This is a genomic window from Mycobacterium sp. HUMS_12744610 (assembly GCF_041206865.1).
Lineage (GTDB): Bacteria > Actinomycetota > Actinomycetes > Mycobacteriales > Mycobacteriaceae > Mycobacterium > Mycobacterium servetii.
This window is the reverse complement of the sequence record NZ_JBGEDP010000001.1, coordinates 2,012,354-2,037,063: the sequence shown is the minus strand read 5'-3', so window position 1 is coordinate 2,037,063 and position 24,710 is coordinate 2,012,354. Positions and strand designations below refer to the sequence as shown.

General features: G+C 69.4%; 23 protein-coding genes and 1 pseudogene. 13 read left to right on the top strand and 11 right to left on the bottom strand.

Translation table 11 applies throughout. From position 1 onward, the window contains the following. Positions 1-2: 2 nt before the first annotated feature. A pseudogene (locus tag AB8998_RS10110) lies at positions 3-1,360 on the bottom strand (secreted hydrolase). A gap of 53 nt (positions 1,361-1,413) precedes the next feature. On the opposite strand from AB8998_RS10110, the gene AB8998_RS10105 reads away from it, so the two are divergent. Continuing rightward, on the top strand, positions 1,414-2,886 hold the full coding sequence (locus tag AB8998_RS10105; protein ID WP_369737798.1) for an aldehyde dehydrogenase: 1,473 nt from the start codon (positions 1,414-1,416) through the stop codon (positions 2,884-2,886). A gap of 3 nt (positions 2,887-2,889) precedes the next feature. On the opposite strand, the gene AB8998_RS10100 is transcribed toward AB8998_RS10105, so the two are convergent. The 5 genes from AB8998_RS10100 to AB8998_RS10080 all read right to left on the bottom strand — a co-directional run bounded on the left by AB8998_RS10100 (position 2,890) and on the right by AB8998_RS10080 (position 7,026). Then, positions 2,890-3,336: a MaoC family dehydratase gene (locus tag AB8998_RS10100; RefSeq protein ID WP_369737796.1), complete on the bottom strand. Its 447-nt coding sequence runs from the start codon at positions 3,334-3,336 to the stop codon at positions 2,890-2,892. Then, positions 3,333-3,812 (bottom strand): FAS1-like dehydratase domain-containing protein, encoded by a 480-nt coding sequence (locus AB8998_RS10095; RefSeq protein ID WP_369741504.1) that lies wholly within the window; start codon positions 3,810-3,812, stop codon positions 3,333-3,335. The genes AB8998_RS10100 and AB8998_RS10095 overlap by 4 nt, the downstream gene beginning before the upstream one ends. A gap of 44 nt (positions 3,813-3,856) precedes the next feature. Further along, on the bottom strand, positions 3,857-4,282 hold the full coding sequence (locus AB8998_RS10090; RefSeq protein WP_369737795.1) for a nuclear transport factor 2 family protein: 426 nt from the start codon (positions 4,280-4,282) through the stop codon (positions 3,857-3,859). 63 nt (positions 4,283-4,345) lie between these two features. Continuing rightward, positions 4,346-5,911 (bottom strand): AMP-binding protein, encoded by a 1,566-nt coding sequence (locus AB8998_RS10085; protein WP_369737794.1) that lies wholly within the window; start codon positions 5,909-5,911, stop codon positions 4,346-4,348. Further along, positions 5,911-7,026: an aromatic ring-hydroxylating oxygenase subunit alpha gene (locus AB8998_RS10080; protein WP_369737793.1), complete on the bottom strand. Its 1,116-nt coding sequence runs from the start codon at positions 7,024-7,026 to the stop codon at positions 5,911-5,913. Before AB8998_RS10080 ends, AB8998_RS10085 begins: the two co-directional genes overlap by 1 nt. A gap of 115 nt (positions 7,027-7,141) precedes the next feature. Here AB8998_RS10080 and AB8998_RS10075 point away from each other — a divergent pair, with 115 nt between their 5' ends. Continuing rightward, a complete protein-coding gene (locus tag AB8998_RS10075) occupies positions 7,142-8,389 on the top strand; it encodes a cytochrome P450 (protein WP_369737792.1) in 1,248 nt (415 codons plus the stop codon). A gap of 1 nt (position 8,390) precedes the next feature. Here the strand turns inward: AB8998_RS10075 and AB8998_RS10070 are convergent, their stop codons facing one another. Both AB8998_RS10070 and AB8998_RS10065 read right to left on the bottom strand, forming a co-directional pair. Then, a complete protein-coding gene (locus AB8998_RS10070; RefSeq protein ID WP_369737791.1) occupies positions 8,391-8,582 on the bottom strand; it encodes a ferredoxin in 192 nt (63 codons plus the stop codon). Positions 8,583-8,597: 15 nt separating this feature from the next. After that, positions 8,598-10,982 (bottom strand): CaiB/BaiF CoA-transferase family protein, encoded by a 2,385-nt coding sequence (locus AB8998_RS10065; protein WP_369737789.1) that lies wholly within the window; start codon positions 10,980-10,982, stop codon positions 8,598-8,600. 67 nt (positions 10,983-11,049) lie between these two features. On the opposite strand from AB8998_RS10065, the gene AB8998_RS10060 reads away from it, so the two are divergent. Genes AB8998_RS10060 through AB8998_RS10030 form a run of 7 tightly spaced genes read left to right on the top strand, consistent with a single transcriptional unit; the run spans position 11,050 to position 18,395 of the window. Continuing rightward, a complete protein-coding gene (locus AB8998_RS10060) occupies positions 11,050-11,883 on the top strand; it encodes a FadR/GntR family transcriptional regulator (protein WP_369737787.1) in 834 nt (277 codons plus the stop codon). A 10-nt stretch (positions 11,884-11,893) separates the two neighbouring features. Further along, positions 11,894-12,622, top strand: coding sequence for an SDR family oxidoreductase (locus AB8998_RS10055; protein ID WP_369737785.1), 729 nt, complete (start codon positions 11,894-11,896; stop codon positions 12,620-12,622). 29 nt (positions 12,623-12,651) lie between these two features. Next, positions 12,652-13,716, top strand: coding sequence for an acyl-CoA dehydrogenase family protein (locus tag AB8998_RS10050; protein WP_369737783.1), 1,065 nt, complete (start codon positions 12,652-12,654; stop codon positions 13,714-13,716). Next, entirely contained in the window at positions 13,713-14,807 is a 1,095-nt protein-coding gene (locus tag AB8998_RS10045) for an acyl-CoA dehydrogenase family protein (protein WP_369737782.1), read from the top strand. Before AB8998_RS10050 ends, AB8998_RS10045 begins: the two co-directional genes overlap by 4 nt. Then, entirely contained in the window at positions 14,804-15,961 is a 1,158-nt protein-coding gene (locus tag AB8998_RS10040) for an acyl-CoA dehydrogenase family protein (protein ID WP_369737781.1), read from the top strand. Before AB8998_RS10045 ends, AB8998_RS10040 begins: the two co-directional genes overlap by 4 nt. After that, the gene (locus tag AB8998_RS10035; protein ID WP_369737779.1) at positions 15,958-16,893 is read left to right on the top strand and encodes an acyl-CoA dehydrogenase family protein; all 936 of its coding nucleotides are present in this window, start codon (positions 15,958-15,960) and stop codon (positions 16,891-16,893) included. Before AB8998_RS10040 ends, AB8998_RS10035 begins: the two co-directional genes overlap by 4 nt. Next, the gene (locus AB8998_RS10030) at positions 16,890-18,395 is read left to right on the top strand and encodes a class I adenylate-forming enzyme family protein (RefSeq protein ID WP_369737778.1); all 1,506 of its coding nucleotides are present in this window, start codon (positions 16,890-16,892) and stop codon (positions 18,393-18,395) included. The genes AB8998_RS10035 and AB8998_RS10030 overlap by 4 nt, the downstream gene beginning before the upstream one ends. A 147-nt stretch (positions 18,396-18,542) precedes the next feature. Here AB8998_RS10030 and AB8998_RS10025 read toward each other — a convergent pair whose 3' ends face one another. After that, positions 18,543-18,842, bottom strand: a complete 300-nt coding sequence (locus AB8998_RS10025) for a PE family protein (protein ID WP_369737776.1) — start codon at positions 18,840-18,842, stop codon at positions 18,543-18,545. A 196-nt stretch (positions 18,843-19,038) separates the two neighbouring features. Here AB8998_RS10025 and AB8998_RS10020 point away from each other — a divergent pair, with 196 nt between their 5' ends. Further along, positions 19,039-20,079 carry a hotdog fold thioesterase gene (locus AB8998_RS10020; RefSeq protein ID WP_369737774.1) on the top strand — a complete coding sequence of 347 codons (1,041 nt, stop codon included), beginning with the start codon at positions 19,039-19,041 and terminating at the stop codon, positions 20,077-20,079. A gap of 77 nt (positions 20,080-20,156) precedes the next feature. Then, positions 20,157-21,365, top strand: coding sequence for an amidohydrolase family protein (locus AB8998_RS10015; protein WP_369737772.1), 1,209 nt, complete (start codon positions 20,157-20,159; stop codon positions 21,363-21,365). Between the two features lie 11 nt (positions 21,366-21,376). On the opposite strand, the gene AB8998_RS10010 is transcribed toward AB8998_RS10015, so the two are convergent. Both AB8998_RS10010 and AB8998_RS10005 read right to left on the bottom strand, forming a co-directional pair. After that, positions 21,377-21,841: a DUF421 domain-containing protein gene (locus tag AB8998_RS10010; protein WP_369737770.1), complete on the bottom strand. Its 465-nt coding sequence runs from the start codon at positions 21,839-21,841 to the stop codon at positions 21,377-21,379. 71 nt (positions 21,842-21,912) lie between these two features. Then, positions 21,913-23,103 carry a phosphatidylserine decarboxylase gene (locus tag AB8998_RS10005; protein WP_369737769.1) on the bottom strand — a complete coding sequence of 397 codons (1,191 nt, stop codon included), beginning with the start codon at positions 23,101-23,103 and terminating at the stop codon, positions 21,913-21,915. 217 nt (positions 23,104-23,320) lie between these two features. Between AB8998_RS10005 and AB8998_RS10000 the strand changes: the two genes are divergently transcribed. Together AB8998_RS10000 and AB8998_RS09995 are read left to right on the top strand one after the other, a co-directional pair. Further along, entirely contained in the window at positions 23,321-24,265 is a 945-nt protein-coding gene (locus AB8998_RS10000) for a nitrilase-related carbon-nitrogen hydrolase (protein WP_369737767.1), read from the top strand. A 130-nt stretch (positions 24,266-24,395) separates the two neighbouring features. Beyond that, a complete protein-coding gene (locus AB8998_RS09995; RefSeq protein WP_369737765.1) occupies positions 24,396-24,662 on the top strand; it encodes a hypothetical protein in 267 nt (88 codons plus the stop codon). Positions 24,663-24,710: the final 48 nt, after the last annotated feature.

Below are 24,710 nucleotides of genomic sequence, written 5' to 3'. Positions count from 1 at the left end.
GCCTAGAAAGCGTCGGACAGCGCCGCGACGAGGTCCCCGAGAAGGGTGGCCACCGTGTCGTCGTGACCGGAGGGCACCCGGGCCAACAGCTCGATCGCCTCGCCGCGGCGGCCGTCTGCCACCAACGCCGCGAGCTGGTCTGCGAGGCTCTGTAGTTGCGGGTCAATCGATTCGGCGCCGCCGACGACGGCGGCAAGCACGTCGACGAGTTCCCAGTCCCGGTACAGCGCCAGCGACCGCTCGTAGAACGCGAAGCCGGTGACCGGCTCGCCCCACAGCTTCCCCGGTAGCGGTACGGACCCTCCATGTACTCGATCGGCAGGCCGTGCGCCGGTGCGGCCACCAACGGTTCCCCGACGAGATCGAGTTGCATTGCCGCGCTGGTGATCCGGTGCCGATCGGGCAAATAGCGGCCCGCGGCGAGCGGGCGCACGAGCGGGCGCACCGCCTCCGGCCACCGGACATAGCTGCTCACCGTGACCTCGACGTCCTCGGCGCACTGCGGCGGCAGCGCGGGCTCCACGCCGGGGTCGGGGCAGCTCGTCGTCACCCCGGAGAACGGCTGCAGCGCATTGCGGTTCGTGCGGTCGAACTGGTGCCAGATGCTCAGGTCGACGCCGTTGTCGAGGTTGATGGTGCGCCACTCGTGGGACGCGGCCCGCGGGTCGCCGCCGGTTCCGCCGCCGCCGGCATACTTCGGGAACCACTGCCGGTCGACGTGCCCGCCGCTGCCGGATACCTGCTCGACCACATCGCCCCAGCGCAGGGTTCCGGTCATCTTCATCCCGCTCTGGAAATAGGAGTACGTGTCGTTCTGGCCGAAGCAGCAGATCTTTCCGTTGTAGGTCGAGGCCCCCACCGGTGTCGGCGCACGCGTCGGTGTCACGGCCAGGTCCAGCCGCATGGGCTGGCCGGACTGGTCCTCGCCCACCAGGCTGACGCGGTAGGTGTAGGGCAACAGCCCGCCGTCGCCGTTGCGGCACGTGGCCCACGACGCGGTGCCGGCGCCACTGCGGTAGCTGACGTCGAGATACCCCGGCGCCATGGCCAGCTTGGGCCGGGCGCCCGGTTGGAGGCTGGCCGGCGGCATGTCGTAGTCGGTGTAGGTGCCGTAGTCGCCGCTGTCCAGATCGAAGAGCGCCATCGTGTAGAAATCCGCGACCACCGTTGCGCCGGGGCGGTTCTTGTTGAAGATGGTCAGGAACGCGAACGACCGGTCGCTGCCGGCCGAGTCGAGTTGGCCACCGATGAACCAGGTGTCCGACTCCTGATCGGGATGTTCGCCTTCGGCGGCAGGAAACTCCAATTGGGCGTCACCGGGCACCAACTGGAACGGGTAAGTGCGCCAGTCGTCGTTCATTTCACGCCTCGGTGACCTGGTTCACGTCGTATCCGGCCATGTTAGCGTCAACGATGACGAAAAGCTCCGGCCACCGTTCCTACGACGCGGTCTTCCTCGGGGGCCAATGGCGCAAGCCCGCCAACCCCCGCCGACTGGACGTCATTTCGCCGCATTCCGAAGAGTCGATCGGCCACGTCCAGGCGGCAGGACCCGACGACATCGACGCGGCCGTCACCGCGGCGCGGCACGCTTTCGACCACGGCCCGTGGCCGCGCCTGGCCCCCGCCGAGCGGATGGCCGCGATCGAGCAGCTCGCCGCGATCTACTCCCAACATCTCGACGAGATGGCCGACCTCATCACCGAGGAGATGGGGTCGCCGCGCAGCTTCAGCAGGCTGGGCCAGGCGGCGGGCGCGGCGGCGATGATGCACCGCGCGCTGGCTGTCGCCCGCGACTATCCCTGGGCGGAACGCCGCCAGGGCGTGCTGGGCGAGGTGCATCTGAACAGGGCTCCGGTCGGGGTGGTCGGCGCCATCGTGCCGTGGAACGTGCCGCAGTTCCTGATCATGCCCAAGCTGATTCCCGCCCTGATCGCCGGCTGCTCGGTGGTCGTCAAGCCGGCACCCGAAACACCCCTGGACGCCTTGTGGCTGGCCGAGATGATCGAGCGGATCGGCCTGCCCGACGGGGTCGTCTCGATACTGCCCGGCGGACCGGACGCCGGGGAGGCGCTGGTGCGCCATCGCGGGGTGGACAAGGTGGCGTTCACCGGATCCAGCGCCACCGGGCGCCGGATCGCGGCGGTGTGCGGCGAGCAGCTCAAGCGGGTGAGCCTGGAGCTGGGCGGCAAGTCGGCGGCGATCGTCCTCGACGACGCCGACGTCGGCAAGACCGTGGCAGGGCTGAAGACCGCCGGCCTGATGAACAACGGGCAAGCCTGCGTCGCGCAGACCCGCATCCTGGTCAGCGAACGACGGCACGACGAGGTCGTCGACGCGCTGGCCGACATGATGGCGGGGCTGCGCGTCGGCGACCCCGCCGACGAGGCCACCGACATCGGTCCCCTTGTCGCGCAACGACAACAGCACCGGGTGCGGGACTACATCCGGTGCGGCCTACACGAGGGCGCGCGCATCGTCGTCGGCGGCGACGACGCGCCGGCCGGGCGGGGCTGGTATGTGCGGCCGACGCTGTTCACCGACGCCACCAACGACATGCGCATCGCCCGGGAGGAGATCTTCGGCCCGGTGTTGACCGTGCTGCGCTACCGCGACGAGGCCGACGCGATCCGGATCGCCAACGACAGCGATTACGGGCTGGCCGGCTCGGTGTGGACCGCCGACACCGCGCACGGTCTCGAAGTCGCCGCCCGGGTGCGCACCGGCACCTACGGCGTCAACATGTACATGCTCGACACCGGCACCCCGTTCGGGGGCTTCAAGCAGTCCGGCATCGGGCGCGAGTTCGGCCCGGAGGGCCTCGACGAATACGTGGAGTTGCAGTCCGTGGTGTCCCGGGGGAAGATGCCACCGTTGCCTCGTTGATTGTCAACGTGTTTCGGGCATCTCCAGGGTGAGCTCGACCGGGCAGCACAGCGCGCCGTGCTGATTGGTCACCTCGATCCGCACGTCGACCAGACGGCGCGGCGGGTCCACCGAGGTGTCGCGCCGCTTGGCCACCGCCCGGCCCCTGCCGACCATCGTGTCGCCGGCGAAGATCGGGCCGGCCAACCGCATCGCGCGGCGTACCACCCGACTGCCCGGGCCGGCCCAGTCGGTCGCGACGCGGTCGGCGAACCCGGCAAGGTGCATCGTGTTGACGTAGATCGTCGGGTTTCCCTGACTACGGGCGTAGTCGGGGTCGAAGTGGCCGGGGAAGTAGTCCCATGTCGCCCCGGCATTCTCGACCACCCGCTGATAGCTGATGGGGTCGACGACCTCCGGCAGATCGACCGGAACGACGACGTCGTCCCAGTCCAGGCCCGACCCGCTCACGCGGCGTCCCCGGGGGTGAACCTGAACAGGGTGTTCCGGCAGGTGGCCACCACCGTCCCGTCCTGGCGGCGATAGGTTTCCAGCGTCTCGACGAAATGACCGGTACCGAGCCGCGTCCGCTTCTCCGGCGAAACCGACACCAGTTCCTCGACGACGGTGAGCACGTCGCCCTCGAGGATGGGCCGCAGGAACTCGCAGTCGTTGGCCGCGTTGATGAAGGTGCTGCCCGGCAACGGGACTCGCAGCGCCAGTGATGCCGGCCGGGCGCTTCCCTGGCCGGCGGGCTGCCACGGCGGCGGTATCAGCCAGCCCATCAACAGCGCCGGCGGGGCCGGCGCACCGCCCCACCGGCGCCGGGCGAACCCGGCATCCCAATACGATCGGTTGCCGTCGTGCACCATGGCGGCGAACATCTGGATGCGCGCCCCGCTGACCGGGGTCGCCGCGGTCCGCGGTCCGCTCGTCGCGCCGACCATCCGCAGCGCGTCCTCGTAGGTGCCGTAGGCGAGTCGGTAATCGCTCACATGACGAGCGGGTGGCGGCTCGGCACCACGTCCCAGGTGAGTTCGCGGGAGGCGAAGTACCACGCGCCCCGCTCGTAGACCAGCGCGTCCCGGTAGCTTCCGGTTGCCCGCAGTGTGGTGTCGCCGTACATGTTGGCGAAAAGCACTGCGACGCAATGCTGGGTGGCGTTGACCCCGTCGACGTGGATCTCGTGGTCCAGCGTCACCAGGCGTTGTCCGTCGCCGCCGTGGAAGGCCGGCCGCAGGTCGGTGAACACCTCGCCGTCGCGGGCGTAACTGGCGCCCGAGTGGCGGAACGTCGCGATCCACCGGTCGCGATCGCCGGCCGAGAACGCGCGATTGTGCCGCGCGTTCAGGTTCAGGATGGCGGCTCGGCCCGTGGCGGCCTGCAGCAGCTGTTGTTGCTGGTAGCTCATGGTCATGTTCGCTCTCCAGCCTCCTTGGGAACTACGGCCGATCCGCTGCTGAGGCAACGGTAACGCAACTCAACGCCGGACGGTATAACCGTGCACCTCGCGATCCCATGCCTGCGCGGTCAGTCCCCGCGCGCGCAACACGTCTTTGCGGATGCGGCCGATGCCGTTCTTCGGCAGTTCGGCCACCGTGTCGACGTATCGGGGCACGCAGAAGTAGGGCATGCGGGCCGCGCAGAAGTCGAGCAGGTCGGCGCAATCCAGTGTGGCGCCGGGGCGCAACGTCACGACCACCAGGACGTCGTCCTCGCCGAGTTCACTGGGCACCCCGACCGCCGCGGCTTCGGCCACCGCGGGATGGCGCGTGACGACGCCCTCCACCTCGACGGAGGACACGTTCTCGCCGCGTCTGCGCAGCGAATCCTTCACGCGGTCCACATAAGTCAGGGCCGCGTCGGGGCCGAGCCTGCCGAGGTCGCCGGTGCGGAACCATTCCGGGTGGGGCGCCAGCCGCGCATCCTCGCCCACGTAGCCCTCGCTCATCACGTGGGGACGCCTGGGCCTGCAGACGATCTCGCCGACACTCCCGGCGGGCAGCGGATTTCCGGAGGCGTCGACGATGCGGACCTCGAAGTCGGGGTTGGGCCGGCCCGACGTGCCCGGCACCCCGGCTTCGGTCAGCGCCTTGACCGCGATGGGGAACGCCTCGGTCATCCCGTACATCGTGACGATGCGGCAGCCGTATCGCTTTTCGATGGCCCGATAGACCTGGGCCTCGATCGGCGCGGCCGAGATGAACCGCAGCGGCAGTTGCGCGTCACGCGGATCCGGGGGCAGGTTCTGCAGCATGGAGACCATCGCGCCGGCACCGGCGAAGCCCACGGTGCCGTGGGCGCGCACCTCGTCCCATACCCGGGCCGGGTGAAAAGCGGCCGCCAGCACCGTCGTTGCGCCCACCAGCATGGGGGCCAGCACGCTGGGCGCCGCGCTCAGGTGGAACAGCGGCATCGCCGTCCACACCACCTCGCCGGGCGCCAGTTCCCAGGCCGACGCCACGGTCGCGGCCACGGAAAACAGGTAATGCCAGGTCGTGGCAACCGCTTTCGACGGACCGGTGGTGCCCGAGGTGTAGAACAGACACCCTATGTCCCCGATCCCCGCCGCGTCGTCCGCCGGCGGGCTCCCGGTACTCCGATCCAGCTCGGCGGTCAGCGAATCACCCTGCACCACAACATCAATTCCCGTTCCCAACGCACCGGCGACCTCGTCGACGCGGGCGCGCCGCTCGGCGTCGGTGAGGATCACCAGGGCGCCCGACAACCGCAATGTGTGCAGCAGGAACTCGCCCTTGTTGGCGGCGTTCACCGCGGCGCTGACCGCACCGATGCGCGCCGCGCCGAGCCAGAAGTACACCCATTCCGGGCAGGTGGCGGTGAACAGCGCCACGCAGTCACCGCGCCCGACACCGTGATCGGCCAGCATGTTCGCCGCGGCGCAGGACCGCCGCCGCATCTGCGCGAACGTCACGTCGGTACCGGCAATGGTCATCATCACCCGGTCGGGGTACTGCTCGGCGCGCCGGTCCAGCACGGCGGGCACGGTGAAACGCTCGACCCCGAAATCGGAGGGTCCGGGCATCAGGCTTGCGCGGCGGCCGGGTCGGGTTCCCCTTCGGCGGTGTAACCGAAGTCGGCGGGCGAGGGCTGCGGGCCCGGGTAGAAGCGGTGCGCCCAGCGGCGCAACGCGGCGTAGTCGTGCGCCTCCTCGGGGGCCAGGTTCGGCCTCTCGAGGTATTTCATGTTCTCCCAGGTGAAGAAGTCCTGTTTGATGACCTCTTGCTGCAGCGCCAGGAAGCGGGCCGCGCGGCCCGTGGGCACGTCGCCGGTGTCGCCGGGCTCGCGCACCGAGGCCTGGGTGTAGAAGTAGTCGGTGTAGTCCTCGTCGACCGGCGTCTGCCCGGTGACCTGCACGGTGGCCACCAGCTCGCTGGGGAACCGGACGACTCCCAGGCCCAGCGAGTAGTTGTCGTAGATGATCTTGGCGTCGACGGGGCCGTTCGGGGTCAGCCAGGTCTGCGCCCGCCCGCCGCCGAAATGGGCGTTGACGGTGGCGTGCAGGTGGTACCCGGATACCTCGAACGACGCGGTGGTGGCCGGATTGGCCGCCTTGTGCACGTACTGCACATGGTAGGGGTCGGCGGCGTTTTCGATGATCATCTGCGGGTGAACCTTGACCCGGTTGAGCATCTGGGTGTGCGGGTGCAGTGGGTAGTACTCGCCGGTTTCCAGTTCGGGCAGCACCGGCGGGGTCCAGTACGGTGCCCGCCCGTGCCGCTCGTGCCAGGCCAGCACGAAACCGTACCACTCCATGCTCGGGTAGCCGCGGATGCGCACGTTGTTCTTGCAGCCGATCTTGCTGTAGGGAATGAGCGCGTTGGACCCGTCGCCGCGCCACTGCCAGCCGTGCCAGGGGCAGACGACGTGCTCGCCTTCCACGGTGCCGCCGACACCCAGGTTGGCGCCGAGGTGCTGGCAGTAGGCGTCCAGCACATGGACCCGGCCCGACTCGGTGCGGAACAGCACCAACTCCTCGCCGAAGTAGTGCGCGCGCTTGACCTGGCCGACCGCGAGATCGGAGGCGAAGGCGACGATGAACCACCCCGTGGGAAACGGGTAGGACGACAGCGCGATGCCGGCCTCGCCGAACTCGCGCTCCGACGGGTCCGGGGCCGATTCTGGGATCGTATGCGTCACGAGCACTCCGCTCGTCTGGGGCTAGGACGGTTCGACGACTAGGGCTATTTTTACTATTTTAAGCATTGAACGTCAACGAGCGGGCGGGAACGCTCCGGCCGGAACGAGGTTTCCCATGGCGGCTGTCGCAGTGGATCTCTCCGATTTCGCATTGTGGCGCAATGGTTTTCCCGATGAAATTTTCACCGAACTGCGCCGCAGCCAACCGCTTTTCCGGCACGAGCCCACCCCGGGCGTCGCGCGTGTGTTTTCCGGGACGGTCCAGCGCGGGTTCTGGGTGGCCACCAAACACCGGCACGCGGTGCGCCTGCACCGCGACGTCGACTCGTTCACCGCGACCGACGGCCCGTTGATCCAGCCGGTCGGGATGTTCGCGTCGTATCCCACGATCATCAACATGGACCCCCCGGAACTGAACAAGCGCCGCAAAATCATCTCGAACGCGTTCAACCCCCGCGGGATCGCCAAACTCGTGGACGGCATCCGGGCGCGTGCCGCGCGGATGATCGACGGCCTGCTCGCCGGCGGCGGTGGCGACTGGATCGCGGACGTCGCCGACGCCCTGCCGATGACGGTCATCGGCGACATCATCGGCATACCGGACGATGACCGGCCACGAATCTTCGACTGCCTGGACCGCATCTTGCAGGCCAACTCGCCCGCACAGCGGCCGAGCCGGCAGGACTACAGCGATCTGTACGCAACGATTTTCGGCTACGCGATGGAGCTCACCGCGGAAAAGCGCCGCAACCCGGCCGATGACATCTGGAGCACGCTGGCGACCGCGGTGATCACCGGCGAGGACGGCGAGCGATTCAGCCTGCCGCCCAACGAACTCGAGTTCTTCTTCTTCGTGCTGACCTTCGCCGGCAGCGACACCACGAAGAACGCGCTGGCGGGCGGGCTGCAGGCGTTCGTGGCCAACCCCGGGCAGATGGAGCGCTACCGTGCCGAGGAGGCGGTGCGCTCGACCGCCGTCGAGGAGGTGCTGCGCTGGGCCTCACCGGTGGCGTACTGGGCCCGCACCACCAAGGTCGACGTCGAAATGGACGGCCTGCACATACCCGCGGGCGAGCGGGTGGTGTCGATGCTGCGCTCGGCGAACCGCGACGAGGAGGTCTTCCCCGACCCGTTCACCTTCGACATCGGCCGCCGGCCCAACCCGCAGGTGGCCTTCGGCGGTGGCGGGCCGCACCACTGCCTGGGCGCCATGCTGGCGCGGGCGGAGCTTCGCGCGGTCTTCGACGAGCTGCTGCGCTGCGACGACATCGCCCTGGGTCCGGCCAAGGTGGCCTACCCGAATTTGACCACCAACATGTCGATCTACGACGAGATGCCGATCTCGCTGACCGAGCGCCGGTAGCTCAGTCGATCAGCCGCAGCGCCGCCTTGGGGCACTGGTCCACCGCGGCGCGCACGTCGATCTCCAGCCGCGGCGGCACCGGGCCGTCGGCGATCTGCACCACGTCGGCGTCACCGAGTTCGAACACCTCCGGGGCGAGCGACTCGCAGAAGCCGTTGGCCTCACACAGGGTCCCGTCGACGGTCACGCGCATCGAATGCCTCCTTCCTCACAGCCCCTTGGGCCGGGTCCCTATCACCCCGTTGCCTGCCAGGGTCTCCAGTTGTTCGTCGGTCAGCCCGCACCGCTCGCGCAGCACCTCCCCATTGTGCTCACCCAGCCGCGGCGGCGGACGCCGCAGCCACCTGTCCTGGCCGGCGAGCAAGGCGAACGGCGGGCAGGGATACAGGGCCGCACCGATGCTCGCATGCTCGAGCGGCTGGAAGAATCCCCGCGCCAGCAGTTGCGGGTTCTCGGTCACCAACGACGGCGACACCACGGGCGCGGCGGGAATGCCCGCGCCGGCCAGTCGCTCCACCGTCGCATCGCGGGGCTGCCCGGCGAACCACGCGCCCAGCCGGCGATCGATGTCGTCGGCGATCTGCTGCCGGCCCGCGGCCGTGGACATCGTCTCGTCGCACCAGTCCGGGTGTCCCATCACCTCGACCAGCGCGCGCCACTGCCCGTGGTCGCGCACGGTGACCGCGATCCATTCGTCGTCGTCCCCGGCGCAGCGGTAGATGTTCTGGATCGACCCGCCATGGCCGCTGTTGCCCCGCCGGCCCAGCGTGACGCCGAAGACCTCGTATTCGATCGCCTGGATCGCGGTGGCGTTGAGCACCGTTTCGACCATCGGCAGTTCGACCAGCTGGCCGGTGCCCGTCCGTTCGGCGAAACCCAGCGCGGCCAGCACGGCGAAGGCGGCGTGCACGCCGGCCAGCGGATCGCAGGCGCCGCGCGGCGTCACCGGGGGCGTCTCGGGCAGTCCGGTCACCCAGGCCAGTCCGGCGATCTGCTCCATGGTCGGGGCGAATCCGACCCGGTCGCGCCACGGGCCGTCCAGCCCGAACGCGGGCATCCGGGCGACGACGAGCTCGGGGTTGGCCTGCAGCAGCACGTCGGCGGTGAGGCCGAAGTGGTCCATCACCCGGGGCGAGAAGTTCTCGATCACGACGTCGGCTCCGGCGGCCATCGCACGGAACGCGGCACGTCCCTGCTCCGAGCCCAGATCCAGTGTGACCGAACGCTTGTTGGTGTTCATCGCGTGGAACACCCACCCGTACTCCCACCAGTCGTCGACGTCGGTGCGCATCCCGCCCGAATACCGGATGCCGTCGGGACGCTGGATCGACTCCACCTTGACGACGTCGGCGCCGAACGCCGCCAGCAGATGGGTGGCGGCGGGACCGGTCCAGAACGCGGTCAGATCGATGATGCGCACGCCCTCCAGGGGCAACTCGTGCGACGCCGCGCCGGTGGTGGTTTCCCTTGGCAGCCAAGGCGCCTCGTCGTTGTCGGCGCCGGCAGCGGCGGTGGCACGCGGCGGCGCGGGCGCGCACACCGACATCAGCCACGGCGGACGGGGCTGGTGAAAACCCGCCGGGTTGGACACGAACGCGCCGCGTTCGCGCACGTATTCGGTGTCGCGAATCGTCGAGCCGTTGCCCAGCGCCGCGATCGGCAGCCGGAACAGCTGCCCCAGCTCGACGACCTCCGCCACGGTGCGCTCGGCCAGCCACGGACCGATCCGTTCGCGGATGAAGTCGCGGTATTCCCACCGGCCGATCTGAAAACGCAGCTGCTCGATCTCCTCGAGCTCCGGACACCCGACCATCGCGACGAAGTCGAGCCACTGCTGGCCGGTGACCATGGTGATGCCGACGTAGCCGTCCTTGGCCGGTTCGATCGAGGGCACCTCCAGGGTGCGCCGGATCGGCGGCCGCCGCAGCAGCTGCGAGTGCAACCATTCGCTGCTCTGCATCGCCGTCATCGCCTCGAGCATGGACAGGTCGAGGTGCTCGCCGGGGCCGCCGCGCGCGACGCGGCGGCCCACGGCCAGCGCGCCGAACGCGGCGTACACGCCGCCCATGTACTCGCCCAGGTCGCCGCCGATCGAGATGGGCGGCCCGGCGGGGTCACCACGAAACCCCGGCGAGCCCGCCCAGGCCTGCAGCGTCAGCTCACTGGCAGCGCGCCCGGCGTACGGCCCGCTCCAGCCGAAGTCCGAGATGGTGACGACGATCGCGTGCGGGGAGTCGGCCAGCAGCCGCCGCGGATCGATCCCCAGCGCCGCGGCCCGCGCCCGGTCGGCGGTGACGACCACGACGTCGGCGGCGGCCAGTTCGGCACGATAGCGTTCCGAATCCGGCGCGAAGGTCATGCTCTGCTTGCCCGCGTTGAGGTAACTGAACAACGGTGCATCACCCTCGGCGACCGGTGCGCAGCCGGCGGAGTAGCGTCGCAGCCAGTCCCCTTGGGGTGGCTCGATTTTGCGCACCTGCGCACCGGCGTCGGCCAGCAGCTTCCCGCAGTAGCCGCCGGCGATCCGGTCGCTGATCTCGACGACACGCAACTCGGCCAGCGGTGTCGGGCGGCAGTTGGACCCGCAGCTCACCCGGCTATTTATACCATTACTGCTAAAATAGCTGAGCCTGTGGAGTGGACTTGGCTGCGAGGATCGGATGACCGCCTTGGGAATTGCACCTGACTCCCGCCGCCGGCTGTCGGCGCCGCGGATCGCCGAGATCGTGGCCGACGAGTTGCGTCGCCAGATCGTCGACGGCGAGCTCGCCGACGGCGATCTGCTGCCGCGCCAAGAGGTGCTCGTCGAACAGTTCAACGTCAGCCTGGTGTCGCTGCGGGAAGCGCTTCGGATCCTGGAAACCGAGGGGCTGGTGTCGGTGCGCCGGGGCAACAGGGGCGGCGCCGTCGTGCACGCCCCGGCGAAAACCAGCGCGGCCTACATGCTGGGCCTGTTGCTGCAGAGCGAGTCCGTCGAGGTCGCCGACCTGGGCATGGCGCTGCAGGAGCTCGAACCGGCCTGCGCCGCACTGGCGGCCCAACGGCCGGACCGGGCCGACACCTTGGTCCCCGAGCTCAAGCGGGTCAACGATGCCATGGCCGAGCATCTCGACGATGGCCGGCGGTTCACCGAAATCGGCCGCCAGTTCCACGATCTCATCGTCCGCGGCTGCGGGAACCACACCATCATCGCGGTCGTGGGCAGCCTGGAGACCCTGTGGACCGGCCACGAACGGCAGTGGGCCGACGAGAGTGCGGCGCGCGGCACCTACCCCTCGTTGGCCAAGCGCCGCGCGGTGCTGAACACCCACGTCAAACTGGCCGAGACGATCGCCGAGGGCGACGTCGACCGGGCCCGCCGCATCGCGGGCCGCCACCTCGCCGACACCCAGACCTACGTGCTGTCCGGGGCATCCGGTCAGCGGATCAATGCGCTGTCGCCGCAAGCGTTCTCCCGCTTGGAGTCCCGCCCGCGGGACTTGCGGCGCTCCTGAAGGCCGCCCCGTGAGAACCGCGCTGGTGACCGGCGGCAGCGGCGGGATCGGGAAGGAATGCGGGCGCAGGCTCTGCGAGCTCGGGTACGACGTCGTGCTGGTGGCCCGGCGCGAAGCCCCGCTGCGGACGGCCGCCGTGGAGATCGGTGCGCGTCACATCGCGGCGGACGCCTCGGACGGCGACGGATTCGCCTCCGCGATCGCGGTTTTGAACTCGATCGACCTCGTGGTCCACGCGGCGGGCACGTTGGGCGGGACCTACGCGCGCAAGCAGACGTTTGCGCAGTGGCGCGACATCATGTCGGCGAACCTGGACTCGTGCTTCGTGGTGACCGCCGCGGTGCTGCCCCGGATGCGCGCCGGTTCGCGGCTGGTGTTCGTCTCGTCATCGGCGGCGCACGAGCCGATGCCGGGCCGCACCGCCTACTCGGCGTCCAAGGCCGGAGTCAACGCGTTCGCCCGGGCGCTGGCGCTCGAAGTCGATCGGGACGGTATCAGCGTCCACCTCGTCACGCCGGGTCCGGTGGAAACCGAGATGCTCCAGGACGTTCCGTTCGAGATGTACGCGATCCAGGCGTCCGATGTCGCGGCGACGGTCGCCTGGCTCGACACCGTCGACCCGTCGGTCGACCTGCCGGAGATCCGGCTCGGTGCGGTGCGGCGGGGCCCCTTCGCGCGGCCGCCGATCGTCCCCACCGAGGCCCGGCGGCGCGCGGCCGCCGCCGACCCGTCCCCTTAGCTGGCTATCTTTAGTATGTTAGAGGTCTTATGGACGTCGGCCTGAACTCGGACCAGCTGTCGCTGCGCGACGCCGTGCGCGACGTCCTGCGCACCGAGTGCCCACCCGACGCCGCCCACCAAGCCCTGACCGACCCCGACCGCTGGCGCAGCCTGTGGAAGACGGTCGTCGGGCTGGGCTGGACCGAACTGGCGGCCGGCGACTACGGCCCCGTCGAATTGGCGGTGGTCCTCGAGGAATGCGGCGCCGCGATCGCGCCGATCCCGTTGCTGAGCAGCGTCGGCCTGGCCGCGGGCGCGCTGCGCGGCACCGGCCTCGACTCCGTGCTCGCCGAGATCGCCGGCGGTGCCGTCGCGACCCTGGCGGTCCACTCCCCCGGCGCCCGGCTGCCCGGGGCCCCGATGGCGCTGCACAACGGACGCCTGCGCGGACGCGCAGTCGCGGTCCCCAACCTGCCGCGCGCCGAGTTCCTCGTCACGCTGGCCGATGCCGGCGACGGGTTCGTGGCGGCCGTGGCGCGCTGCGGCGACGGGGTGACCGCAGCGGCGGGCGAGTCCACCGACCCCGCACAACCCGTCGCCGACGTCGACGTCGACGCCGAGCCGCTGGCCACCGCGCCCCTGAGCTCGGCGGGCGTCGAATCGGCCCTCGCCACGCCGCTGGTGGCCGCGGCCGCCGACCTGGTCGGGGTGGCGGGCGCCGCGTTGCACCGCGCCGTCGAGCACGCCAAGACGCGCCGCCAGTTCGGCACGCCGATCGGCGCGTTCCAGGGAATCAAGCACGCACTGGCCGACAACTACGTCGCCGTGGAACGCGCCCGCAGCCTCACCTACGCGGCGGCCGCCCGGCTCGGCGACCCGGACACCGGTCCCGCGGATGCCTGGACCGCCGCGGCACTGGCCAAGGCGGCGGCCGGCGACGCGGCGGTCACCTGCGCGCGCACCGCGGTCCAGGTGCACGGCGCCCTGGGGCAGACCTGGGAACACGACATCCACCTCTACGTCCGGCACGCCTGGCAGTGCGCGGCGATGCTCGGCGACAGTCGCGCGCTCTACCACGAGGTGGGCCGCCGCTTTGCGGGAGGCGCGGAATGAGCCCTGTGGTCGAGGAATTCGGCGCCTGGCTGACGCGGTTTCTGCCCGGCGACTACTACGACAACTACCGCACCTACCGCTGGGACCTGGCGCTGCGACGTGACTACCAGCGCGCCGCCTTCGAAGCGGGCTGGATACAGCCGACCTGGCCGCGCGAGCACGGCGGGCGCTCGCTGGGTCTGCGCGACGCGATGGAAGTCCGGCTGGAGGCCGCCCTGCGCTCGGCACCCAAGCTGCCCAACATCGCCGGCCCCAACGTCGCCGCGCCCGGCATCCGCCAGTTCGGCACCCCCGACCAGATCGACCGCCTCCTGGTTCCCCTGCTGCGCGGCGACGAATGGTGGGCGCTGGGGATGTCCGAGCCGGAGGCCGGATCCGATTTCGCCGGGCTGCGCACGCGGGCCGAGCGGGACGGGGACCTGTTCCGGGTCACCGGTCACAAGATCTGGACCACGCAGGCACACGAATCACGGTGGTGCACCCTGTATGCCCGCACCGACCCGGAGGCGCCAAAGCACCGTGGCATTTCCTGCCTGATCCTCGACCTGCATTCCCCGGGCGTGCGGATCGAGCCAATCCGGATGGCGTCGATCTCGGACGAGACGTTCTGCGAGGTCTTCCTCGACGACGTCGAGGTGCCGGCCGCAAACCTGCTGGGGCCGCTCAACGGCGGTTGGAACGTCGCGTTGTCCTCGCTACACCATGAGCGCCAGATGATCTGGATCATGAACTGGGTCGAGATCAAGCGCGGGCTCGAGGCGGCGCGGGGCGGGCGCGACCCGGACATCTACACCGAACTCGGCGCGCTGCTCGGCGACGCCGAGGCGTTGCGCGCCACCGGGTACCGCGCCCTGAACAACGAGCTGGCCGGGCGCCCCAGCCCGGAGGCCGACATCTCCAAGCTACTCGGATCCGTGACCCTGCAGCGGGTTTGGGAGCTGGCCGCTGCCGCCCACGGACCCGGCTCGGCCGGGGAGCCCGATCTGCTGTTCGAGCGCCAGGACGCGCTGGCCGCCACCATCTACGGCGGAACCTCGGAGGTCCAACGCAACATCATCGCCGAGCGGCTGCTCGGGTTGCCGAAGGGATGACGAAGATGGACTACGATCTCGGCGACGACGCCGAGCAGCTACGACACCGGTTGCGCACGTTGATATCCGAGCACATCCCAGCGGACTTTCTGGGGGCGTGCACCGACGACCCGCAAGACCTGGCCACCACGGAGGCGTTCTGCAAGCTGCTGGCCGCCGAAGGGCTGCTGGCCCTGGCCTGGCCGAAAGAGCATGGCGGCGGTGGCGGTTCGGTCTGGCAGCAGACGGTGTTGCGCGAGGAGATGTGGGCGCGACACGAACCGCGCGGTCCGCAGTACATGGGAATCAACTGGGTCGGCCCGGCCCTGATGCGGTACGGCACAGCCGAGCAGAAGGCCAAGCATCTGGCGGCCATCGCGTCCGGCGACGTGATCTGGTGTCAGGGCTTCTCCGAGCCGGAGGCCGGCTCGGACCTCGCGTCGTTGCGTACCCGCGCCGTGCCCGACGGCGACGGGTGGCGAATCACCGGCCAGAAGGTGTGGACGTCGTACGCGCAGATGGCGTCCTGGTGCGTGCTGGCCGCCTGCACCCACCCCGACGCCCCGAAGTCCAAGCGGCTCAGCCTCTTTCTGATTCCGATGGACCGGCCGGGCTTCACCGTCCGCCCGATCCCGTCGATGCTGGGGCCGCACCATCTCAACGAGATGTTCCTCGACGAAGTCGCGGCCTCTCCCGAGGACGTCCTCGGCGAGCCCGGCGACGGCTGGCGGGTGATGCGCGAAGCGCTGGCGTTCGAACGGGTCGGCATCGCGCGGTACGCGCGCTGCGAGTCGCTGCTGGACCGGCTGCGCGCCCGGCTCGGCGACGAGTGGGACACGCTGCCCGAGACGATCCGCGCCCGCTGGGTGCGGGCGCTGGTCGATCTGCGGGTGGCCAGGCTGCTGGCGTATCGGGCCGTCTCGCTGCAGGATGACCCGGCGGCGGGCGCGGCGGCCAGCGCCGCGCGCATCGCCACCACCACCTGCGACCAGCAGGTCGCGGAATTGCTCTTCGACGCGCTCGGCCCGACGGCCCTGGACAGCGGATCGTCTGCCCCGCTGCACGGGGCAATCGAAGACCATTGGCGCTATGCGCAGGCGGCCACCGTCGCGTCGGGAACCATCGAAGTCCAGCGAATGCTGGTCGCGCGGGAAGTGTTGGGAGAACATCGGTGAAAACCGCTCTGCCAGAAGACATCAGCGACTTCGCCGCCGTTGCGGTCAAGCGCCTGGGCCGGCTGGGCGGCCCGCAGGCGGCGCTGCGCGCCGAGAGCGATCGGGGCGTTCGGGACGAGGCGCGGGTGGCCCTGAGCGAGGTCGGCGCCTTCGACCTCGACGTGCGATCGTCCTCCGACGACCTGCTGGCCGCTGCCGTGTTGTGCCGCGCCGCCGGCGCGACGGCCCTGCCCTACCCCGTCGTCGAAGAACTGCTCGCGATCGACGGCGCGCGACTGGCCCTGGTCAATCCCGGCGCGCCCCGCATCGACCACGGCGACCTGGCCGGCGGCTGGATCGCCGCCGACCTCGACGGCAACCGCTACCAACCCCATCCGGCGGCGCCCACCCACGCCAAACTGGGGCCGTTTCTGGTGCCGGCTTCGCTGGGCGCACTCGATGGCGCGGTTGCGGCGACCGACGTTAACCTTCATCTCGTGCTGGGGTCATGGCGGATTCTGGGGGCGCTACAGCAGGCGCTGCACATCGTCACCGAACATGTCCTCGCCCGGGTCCAGTTCGGCAAGCCGTTGGCCGACTTCCAGGCGGTCAGTTTCGCCGTCGCGGACGCCTCGGTCGCGGTCCGGGGTCTCGAGGAACTCGCGAAGTACACGGTGTCCCGCGCCGAAAGTCCAGGGCCCCGTGTGCGTTCGGCCGACGCACTGGTCCTGCGGCTCAAGGCCGCCGACACCGCGCGGCAGGTACTGCGCACCTCGCACCAGTTGCTCGGCGCGCTGGGTTTCTGCGACGAGTCCGACATCAGCGTGCTCGACCGGCACACCCAGCCGCTGATCCGGCTGCCGCTGGGCGCCGAGGCCCTGGCGCTGCGCCTGATCCCCGACGTTCGCGACGGCCACCTCGAGACCCTGTTCACCGGGCCGGTCACGGCGTGAGTGACTCGGCCTTGCCGACCGCGCCAGCCGCGGCCCCCAATCCCCTGGCGGACGGCATCCCCTTCGGAACCAAACTGCAGCAGCTGGCCGAGGAGAAGCGCGACGAGAAGGCGGTGACCGTCGTCGGTCTCGACGGCACCGCGGAGTCGCTGACGTTCGGTGAGCTCGACGCGCGCGCCAACCAGTGGGGGCGCGCCCTGGCCGCCGGCGGCGCCGGACCGGGTGCGCTTGTCGCGCTGGGGGTTCCGAATTCTTTGCACCTGGTGCTCGCCGCGCTGGGGTGCTGGAAGATCGGCGCGGTTCCGGTCCCCATGCATTGGGACCTACCCGAATGGGAGCGCGACCGGGTGCGTGAGGTGATCGCGCCGACCGTGGTGGTCGACGAGAAGAGCCGCTGGGAACTGGACGCACGCGCTGCCGGCGAATCCGCAAACCCCTTGCCCCCGGTCGTCTCCCCCAACGTCAACGGAATCTGCAGCAGCGGGTCGACGGGCGTTCCGAAGGTGATCCTCAGCCTGGCGCCGTCGCTGTGGACGCCCCAGCACGGCGAACCGTTCCTGTCGAACTGGACGCCGGTGGCCCAGCCGCAGACGATCATGGTGCCCGCGCCGATGTATCACACCAACGGCTTCGCCACCTTCTTCTTCCTGCTGGCGGGCGACCATCTGGTGATCCTCGAGAAGTTCGACGCGGCACTGGCATTGGACGTGATCGAGCGCTTTCGCATCACCAATTTCACGGCCACCCCGACGATGCTGGCACGCATCGCGGCCCGGCCCGACGTCAGGCAGCGTAACCTGTCCAGCGTCGTGTTCATCCTGCAGGGCGCCGCGGTGATGCCGCCGTCGCTGATGCACACCTGGTTCGAGCTCCTGAGCCCCGAGCAGATCGTGTCGGCCTACGGCATGACCGAGAACCTAGGGCTCACCGCGCTGCGCGGCGACGAGTGGCTCGCCCATCCGGGCAGTGTCGGACGGGGCTTCCGGGAGACGGAAATTCGGATCCTCGACGCCGGCCGGACACCGCTGGGCCCCGGCGAGCACGGCGAGATCTACCTGCGCGCCCCGATGGCCGCGGGCTCGCGATATCTGGGCGGGGCGGCGCCGCTGCCGTCGACCGACGACGGCTTCCGCTCCGCCGGCGACATCGGCTACCTCGACGAGGACGGCTACCTCTACATCGTCGACCGCCGCGTCGACATGATCGTCACCGGCGGCGCCAATGTCTTTCCCGCAGAGGTCGAGTCGGCGCTCGCGGGCCACCCCGGCATCGCCGACGTCGTGGTCATCGGACTCGCCGACCCGCAGTGGGGACGCCGCGTGCACGCGGTGGTGCAGCCGGCCGACCGCGCGCCGCTGACCGCGCAGCAGGTGATCGAGTACGCCAAGAGCCGGCTGGCCCACTACAAGGCGCCCAAGACCGTCGAGTTCGTCGACGCGATCCCGCGCACCGCGGCCACGAAGGTGAACCGCTCGGCGATGATCGCGGCCCGGGGCGGCTAGCTTAATCCGGCTCTTCACAGCCGCCTCGGCGCCCAACGTCCCGGAATAGGCCAACGTCGACGCCGGACCAGACCCCGCCATCAACGCCGTGTAGTTGGCCTCCGGGCTAAACGTCGGCCACGGGTGCGGCACCACAACCCCCCAGGACTACAGCGACAGCGCCGCCGCGCGGATCGCCTCACTGGCCACCGTGGTCTCCCCCGCCAACGCCTGGGCATCCGAAAACAGTCCGCGCTGGGCCGCATGCTGGGCGGCGGTCGCCACATACGCCGCACCCACTGCGGCCAATGCCGCGGCAAATTCGGCCGAATCGGCATCCGCGCCCATCGGCGCGACGCCCAACAACGTCGGCGCGCCGGCGCTCGCACCCGCACCCGTCTGCTCGGCCAAACCGGCCTGGGTCACCGCCGCAGCCCCCACCTCGGAGGGCTCCATCGCAAATACCATCGCCGCTTACCTCCACCCCGCAGGCGAATACCAGCCAATCCTAACCGCCGCCCCCCGGTCCAGCAGTACACCAGAAGCGCACCAAGCCAACCCCCGCCGACGCCCGCGGGACCGTTCTGGGTGGATCCATCCCCGCGCGCGGTAACCTCATTCTCAACGCGCAGGCACCGCGCGACGGAAGGGGACCGAGCAACTCATGACCGCCCCCGGCGAGGAAGCCGAAGTGACCCGCGGCGACCGCTTCATCAAGACGGCCGTTGCCATCCTGGGCGAAACGGGACGCACCGACTTCACCGTGCAGGAGGTCGTCACGCGCTCGCGGACCTCTCTACGGGCCTTCTACCAGCATTTCAGCAGTAAGGACGAACTGCTGCTCGCACTGTTCGAGCGGACCATCGCGCAATCGGCGCAGACGTGGCGTGCCGAAACCGCCGCGATGGACAGCACGGCGGCGCTGAAGCTCGTCCTCGACCGCATCAGCCAGAAGCCGGAGTCGACGACCCAGGACAGCCTCAACCGGGCGCTGACCCTCTACAACCAGAATCTGGCCGAGACCCGCCCGCGGGAGTACGCCCGCGTGCTGTCCCCCCTGCACCAGCTGATCCGCGACGTCGTGGGGCAGGGCATCACCGAGGGAGTGTTCAACCCGGGACTCGATGTCGGGGCCGCGGCCGCGATCGTGATGCAGACCGTGATGGGTGCGCAGCGATTGCACTGGCTGGGCACCGAATTGAACGGAACTCCGATCGACGCGGGCCAGCTGTATGACTTCTGCAGCCGCGCCCTGGGCATCCGGGACGCCGCCGACGAGCCCGCCGCGCCGTCGCTGCGGGAGTTGTTCGCGCAGGTGGGCATGCGGCCCGGGACCCGCGACGGCGAGTTCGCGATGACGATGCCGGTCAGCCCCCAGGTGGTCAACACCTCCGGCGCCCTGCAGGGTGGCCTGATCGCCACGCTCGTGGACGTGGCGGGCGGCCAGTTCGGGCTGGATTTCCTGCAGCCGGGCACCACGATGACCACCGCGGACCTGTTCGTGCGTTACCTGCGGCCGATCCGCAGCGGCTCCGCGGTGGCGGTGCCGCGCATGCTGCGGACCGGCCGGCGGGCGATGGTCATGCAGGTCGACATCTACGGCGACGGCCAAGGCGACGGGGACGAGCTCGCCGCGACCGCGACCGTGAACTTCGCGATCATCAACGGGGCGACACCGACGGCGGGCCTGCAGGCGGACGCGTAAATCCCGGTATACCCGGTTGCGCCACGGTGGTAACGTCATTACCACAAGATGAGAACCCTGACTTCAAGGAGATCGCCATGCCGTCTCGCGAGCTTCCCTTCCCCGTGTTCGACGCGGACAACCACATGTACGAGCCGCAGGAGGCGCTGACCAAGTTCCTGCCGGAGAAGCGCAAGAACGTCATCGACTACGTGCAGGTTCGCGGTCGCACCAAGATCGTCGTGCGCGGCCACATCAGCGACTACATCCCCAACCCGACGTTCGAGGTGGTGGCGCGCCCCGGCGCCCAGGAGGAGTACTTCCGCAACGGCAGCGGCGGCAAGAGCTACCGCGAGATCCTGGGCGAGCCGATGAAGGCCATCCCCGCCTTCCGCGAGCCGGGCGCCCGGCTGGAGGTGATGGACGAACTCGGCATCGACTACGCCCTGATGTTCCCGACACTGGCCAGCCTGGTCGAGGAGCGCATGAAGGACGACCCGGAGATGACCCACGACGTCATCCACGCGCTCAACCAGTGGATGTACGAGCAGTGGTCGTTCAACTACTCCGACCGCATCTTCGCCACCCCGGTGATCACGCTGCCGATCGTCGAACGGGCACTCGAAGAACTCGAGTGGTGCCTCGAGCGCGGCGCCCGCACCGTGCTGGTCCGCCCCGCGCCGGTGCCCGGCTACCGCGGCAGCCGTTCCTTCGGCCTCGAGGAGTTCGACCCGTTCTGGCAGGCATGCGTGCGCGCCGAGATCCCCGTCTCGATGCACGCCTCGGACAGCGGCTACTCCGAGCTGCTCAACATCTGGGAGCCCGGCGACGAATTCCTGCCGTTCAAGCCGACTGCGTTCCGCAGCCTGGCCATGGGCCACCGGCCCGTCGAGGACGCGTTCGGCGCGCTGATCTGCCACGGCGCGCTGTCCCGCAACCCCGACCTGCGGATCCTGTCGATCGAGAACGGCGCCGACTGGGTCCCCCACCTGTTCAAGGGGCTCAAGAGCGTCTACAAGAAGATGCCGCAGGCATTCAGCGAGGACCCGATCGCGACCTTCAAGCGCTGCGTGTACGTCAGCCCGTTCTGGGAGGACCGCTTCACCGAGATCGTCAACATGGTGGGATCCGACCGTGTGGTCTTCGGATCCGACTGGCCGCACCCCGAAGGGCTCAAGGACCCGATCTCCTTCGTCGACGAACTCAAGGACTTCAGCCAGGAGGACGTCGAGAGGATCATGGGCGGCAACATGATGAAGCTGATGAAGGTTTCGGCGTCCGCCTCCAAGAAACCGGTGTCCGCCTGACCCGACGCCTCTCAGGGGCCACGTTCGCCCGGGTCGGTCGAGACTGCCGATTCGGTGGCGGCACGGACCGAAACCACTCCCCGCGACTCCCACACCGCCAGGCTGACGCCGTCGGGACTTTGGTGACCGTGTTCGCGCAGGATGGCGTCGAGGTCGGAACGGGTGATCCTGCAGCGTCGCAGATTCGCTTGCTGCAGTTGGCCATCGCGAATCAGGACGCGCACGGGCGGGTCGACGAGGCGGCGTATCCAGGGGACAAAACGCAGGCGAGCGACGACATCATGGGCGGCGATCAAGGTCACCAGCGCGGCGACCCCGGTGGTCCATGAGGTGCCGGCGGCCGTGGCGGTGCGACCGATGATGGCGCCGACCGCGACACCCGTGACCCAGTCGAAGGGCGTCAACTCGGACATGGTGCGCCGAAGGGTGAGCCGGAAAGCCGCTGCGGCGGTGGCGAACAATGCGGCCGCCTTCACGGCGGCATAAAGCGCGGGCCGCCACCCGTCGTACAGCTCGAGCAGTAGGCCGCTCATCGCAACGCCGCCGGTCAGGACCCGCGGGGTCGGCAGCGGGCTATCGGAGTGCCGTAGAGGCGGTAGTGCTCGCCGGTGTCGATCTCCGGAGCGGCCCCCTCCTGGAAGAGGACGATGATGTCCGAGCCGCCGAACTGGAAGTAGCCGAACTCCTCGCCCTTGGCCATCCGGGTGTCCTCGGCGGCGGTGATCACCACCGAGGACACGTGCGCCATCCCGACCGGGATGACCGCGACGATACCGATGTCGCCCCCGTCGGAGTCGGCGGTGTCGACGGTGACCACGCCCCGATTCTGGGCGAACTCGAAGCCGGTCGTCGCGCTGTCGCTGGCCACGAACTCCTGGTTTTTCAGACCGACGTGCATGCAGACCGTTCCGGCGTTCCGGAAGGACTCGGCGATCCGCCCCGACACGGGCAGATGGAAGCGGTGATACGACGACGGCTTCAGCATGTAATGGACGAAGGTGCCACGCGCGAAGCTCTCGGCATAGCGACTGCCCTCGATCAGCTGCGTGATGTTGCCGTACTTGTGGGTGTTCTTGATGGTGATGGCCGGGATGTTGGAGTCGCCGTCGATGTCGTAGGCGTGCTGGAATACGCAGTCGGCCGGCGACGTGACGATCGTGTTGCTTCCGGGCTCGGCGATCGGGCGGAGGCCGCCGTTGAGCCGGCGACCGAAAAACTGGTTGAACGTCAGCCAGCCGCTCGCCTCGTTCGGCTTTCCTTCGACCAGCGACTCGTAGACCCGGTATTCGGGCGCATTCTCGATGAACGATTGCAGGATCTCCGGACTGAACGATTCCGGGGTGTCCAGGAAACTGCCCCACTGCCGGGCGAATTCGGTCATCCAGTCCCGGAAGGCGCCGGAATCCTGCGGCGCGCCGCGCTCACCGTCCTGGTCGACCAGGAAAAAGAAGTGCGAGATCCGGTCACTGACCTCCTTGGCGTGCCGCTGGCCGGGGTCCATTCCCCGCCACGCCTTCGCGTCGGACTGGCGCGGCAACCACCTGAGGAAGCCTTTCAGGTATTCCTCGTACTGAGGAATGTCCTCGGGCCAGTCCAGCGCCTCGAAAAGGTCGGCGTTCAACTCGGCTTCGGCCGACTTGCGCGCGTTGACCAGTGACTGCTCGAGCAGCTCGGCCAAGCCCTCCTCTTTTCCGAGGACGTCTTGCAAACCCGTGATGATCGCATCCTGCTGGCTCATTCGGCCGCTCCTCGTGTGCTCCGCCCTGACAGAAGTTCAGTACGGCGGTTACCCGCATAAGGCGAGGTGTTAACCGGGGCGCCCGGCCGCGCGTCGAGGACCGGGCCATCGGGCAACTTCTGCGGTTGCGGCACCGGGGGACGGGTACTCGTTCACGGATGACTACTCACACCGTATCGATTCGCCCGTCCCCGATCGACCCCGCGGAGGTGCGCCAATGATCACCCTCACCGCCGACGCCCCCGAGTCGCTGACGCGTACGACGCCGTCGCAACGCCCGCCCCTGCGGGTCGGACTGGTCCAGCATCGCTGGCGTGCCGACCATACCGAGCTCACCAGCGTCCTGGGCGACGGCATCGCGCGGGCCGCCGCCGCCGGCGCCCGCGTGGTGTTCCTGCCCGAGTTGACCCTGATCCGCTATCCGGGCGACCTCGCCCCGCCGTCTCCTCCGGTTAGTGCCGCCGAAGATCTGCTCGCGGGACCGACGTTCGCGTTCGCCGCCGAATGCGCGCAGACGAACGACGTCTTCGTGCAGGCTTCGCTGTACGAGAAGGCTGCGAACGAAGACGGCAAGGAAGACGGATTGGGCTACAACACAGCAATTTTGGTGTCCCCCGCCGGCGAACTAGTCGCCCGCGTGCGCAAGATGCACATCCCCGACTCCGAGTGTTACCGCGAGGCCGCGTACTTTCGCCCCGGCCCTGCCGACGGGGACCCGTATCCGGTGCTCACACCCGAGGGGCTCGACGCAAGGATCGGCCTGCCGACCTGCTGGGACGAATGGTTCCCGGAAGTGGCCCGGAGCTATTCGCTGCATGGCGCCGAAATAGTGGTCTACCCCAGTGCCATCGGGTCGGAGCCCGCCTTCCCCGACTTCAACAGCGAACCGCTGTGGCAGCACGTCATCGTCGGCAACGGCATCGCCAACGGCTTGTTCATGGTCGTGGCGAACCGCACCGGCGACGAGGGCAAGCTCAAGTTCTACGGTTCGTCGTTCATCTCCGACCCGTACGGCCGGGTGCTGGCGCAGGCGCCGCGCGACGAAGAGGCGATACTGATCGCCGACCTCGACCTCGACCAACGTCGCGACTGGCTGGACGCCTTCCCGTTTCTGCGCACCCGGCGTCCCGACAGCTACGGTGCGCTCGTCGATCGACATTAGCCACGAGTCAGTCTCGCCAGCGCGAATTCGGTTGCCCGCCAGCGCCTGAACGAGCCTGCGCCGACATCTGCGCGGCGACCGCCCGGGTGATGACGCGCCACACCGGCCACGACGCCAGCCCGAACGCTCCATGCCGGCGGCGTGCGCGGCCGCCTGCAAGGCCTGCGGAGACGTCTGCGAGGGACACGGCAACCAGCTACGAGCACGCCGGGTCTTCGCCGAGGTGTGCCGGCGCTGCTGCGAGAAGGCGTGCCAGGAGATGACGAAGTCGCTCGGCTGGGGCCGTGCACCCAAATGGGCCGCCGACCGCGTCGGCGGGCCCATCGCGTCGGCGGTGGTGTGGCAGCCCTCACGCCGCCGTTATGGATCCGTGCCCCGGGCGCCGGGCCCCGATTGATAATGTGGTGGTCAATAATTGACGAATACGTCGACGCATTGGGCCTGG

Coding starts and splice junctions, on each gene's coding strand:
- AB8998_RS10105 (WP_369737798.1), top strand. CDS start 1,414: ATGACGAAAAGCTCCGGCCACCGTTCCTACGACGCGGTCTTCCTCGGG.
- AB8998_RS10095 (WP_369741504.1), bottom strand. CDS start 3,812: ATGGTCGGCGCGACGAGCGGACCGCGGACCGCGGCGACCCCGGTCAGC.
- AB8998_RS10090 (WP_369737795.1), bottom strand. CDS start 4,282: ATGACCATGAGCTACCAGCAACAACAGCTGCTGCAGGCCGCCACGGGC.
- AB8998_RS10085 (WP_369737794.1), bottom strand. CDS start 5,911: ATGCCCGGACCCTCCGATTTCGGGGTCGAGCGTTTCACCGTGCCCGCC.
- AB8998_RS10075 (WP_369737792.1), top strand. CDS start 7,142: ATGGCGGCTGTCGCAGTGGATCTCTCCGATTTCGCATTGTGGCGCAAT.
- AB8998_RS10070 (WP_369737791.1), bottom strand. CDS start 8,582: ATGCGCGTGACCGTCGACGGGACCCTGTGTGAGGCCAACGGCTTCTGC.
- AB8998_RS10060 (WP_369737787.1), top strand. CDS start 11,050: ATGACCGCCTTGGGAATTGCACCTGACTCCCGCCGCCGGCTGTCGGCG.
- AB8998_RS10050 (WP_369737783.1), top strand. CDS start 12,652: ATGGACGTCGGCCTGAACTCGGACCAGCTGTCGCTGCGCGACGCCGTG.
- AB8998_RS10045 (WP_369737782.1), top strand. CDS start 13,713: ATGAGCCCTGTGGTCGAGGAATTCGGCGCCTGGCTGACGCGGTTTCTG.
- AB8998_RS10040 (WP_369737781.1), top strand. CDS start 14,804: ATGACGAAGATGGACTACGATCTCGGCGACGACGCCGAGCAGCTACGA.
- AB8998_RS10025 (WP_369737776.1), bottom strand. CDS start 18,842: ATGGTATTTGCGATGGAGCCCTCCGAGGTGGGGGCTGCGGCGGTGACC.
- AB8998_RS10020 (WP_369737774.1), top strand. CDS start 19,039: ATGACCGCCCCCGGCGAGGAAGCCGAAGTGACCCGCGGCGACCGCTTC.
- AB8998_RS10015 (WP_369737772.1), top strand. CDS start 20,157: ATGCCGTCTCGCGAGCTTCCCTTCCCCGTGTTCGACGCGGACAACCAC.
- AB8998_RS10005 (WP_369737769.1), bottom strand. CDS start 23,103: ATGAGCCAGCAGGATGCGATCATCACGGGTTTGCAAGACGTCCTCGGA.
- AB8998_RS10000 (WP_369737767.1), top strand. CDS start 23,321: ATGATCACCCTCACCGCCGACGCCCCCGAGTCGCTGACGCGTACGACG.
- AB8998_RS09995 (WP_369737765.1), top strand. CDS start 24,396: ATGCCGGCGGCGTGCGCGGCCGCCTGCAAGGCCTGCGGAGACGTCTGC.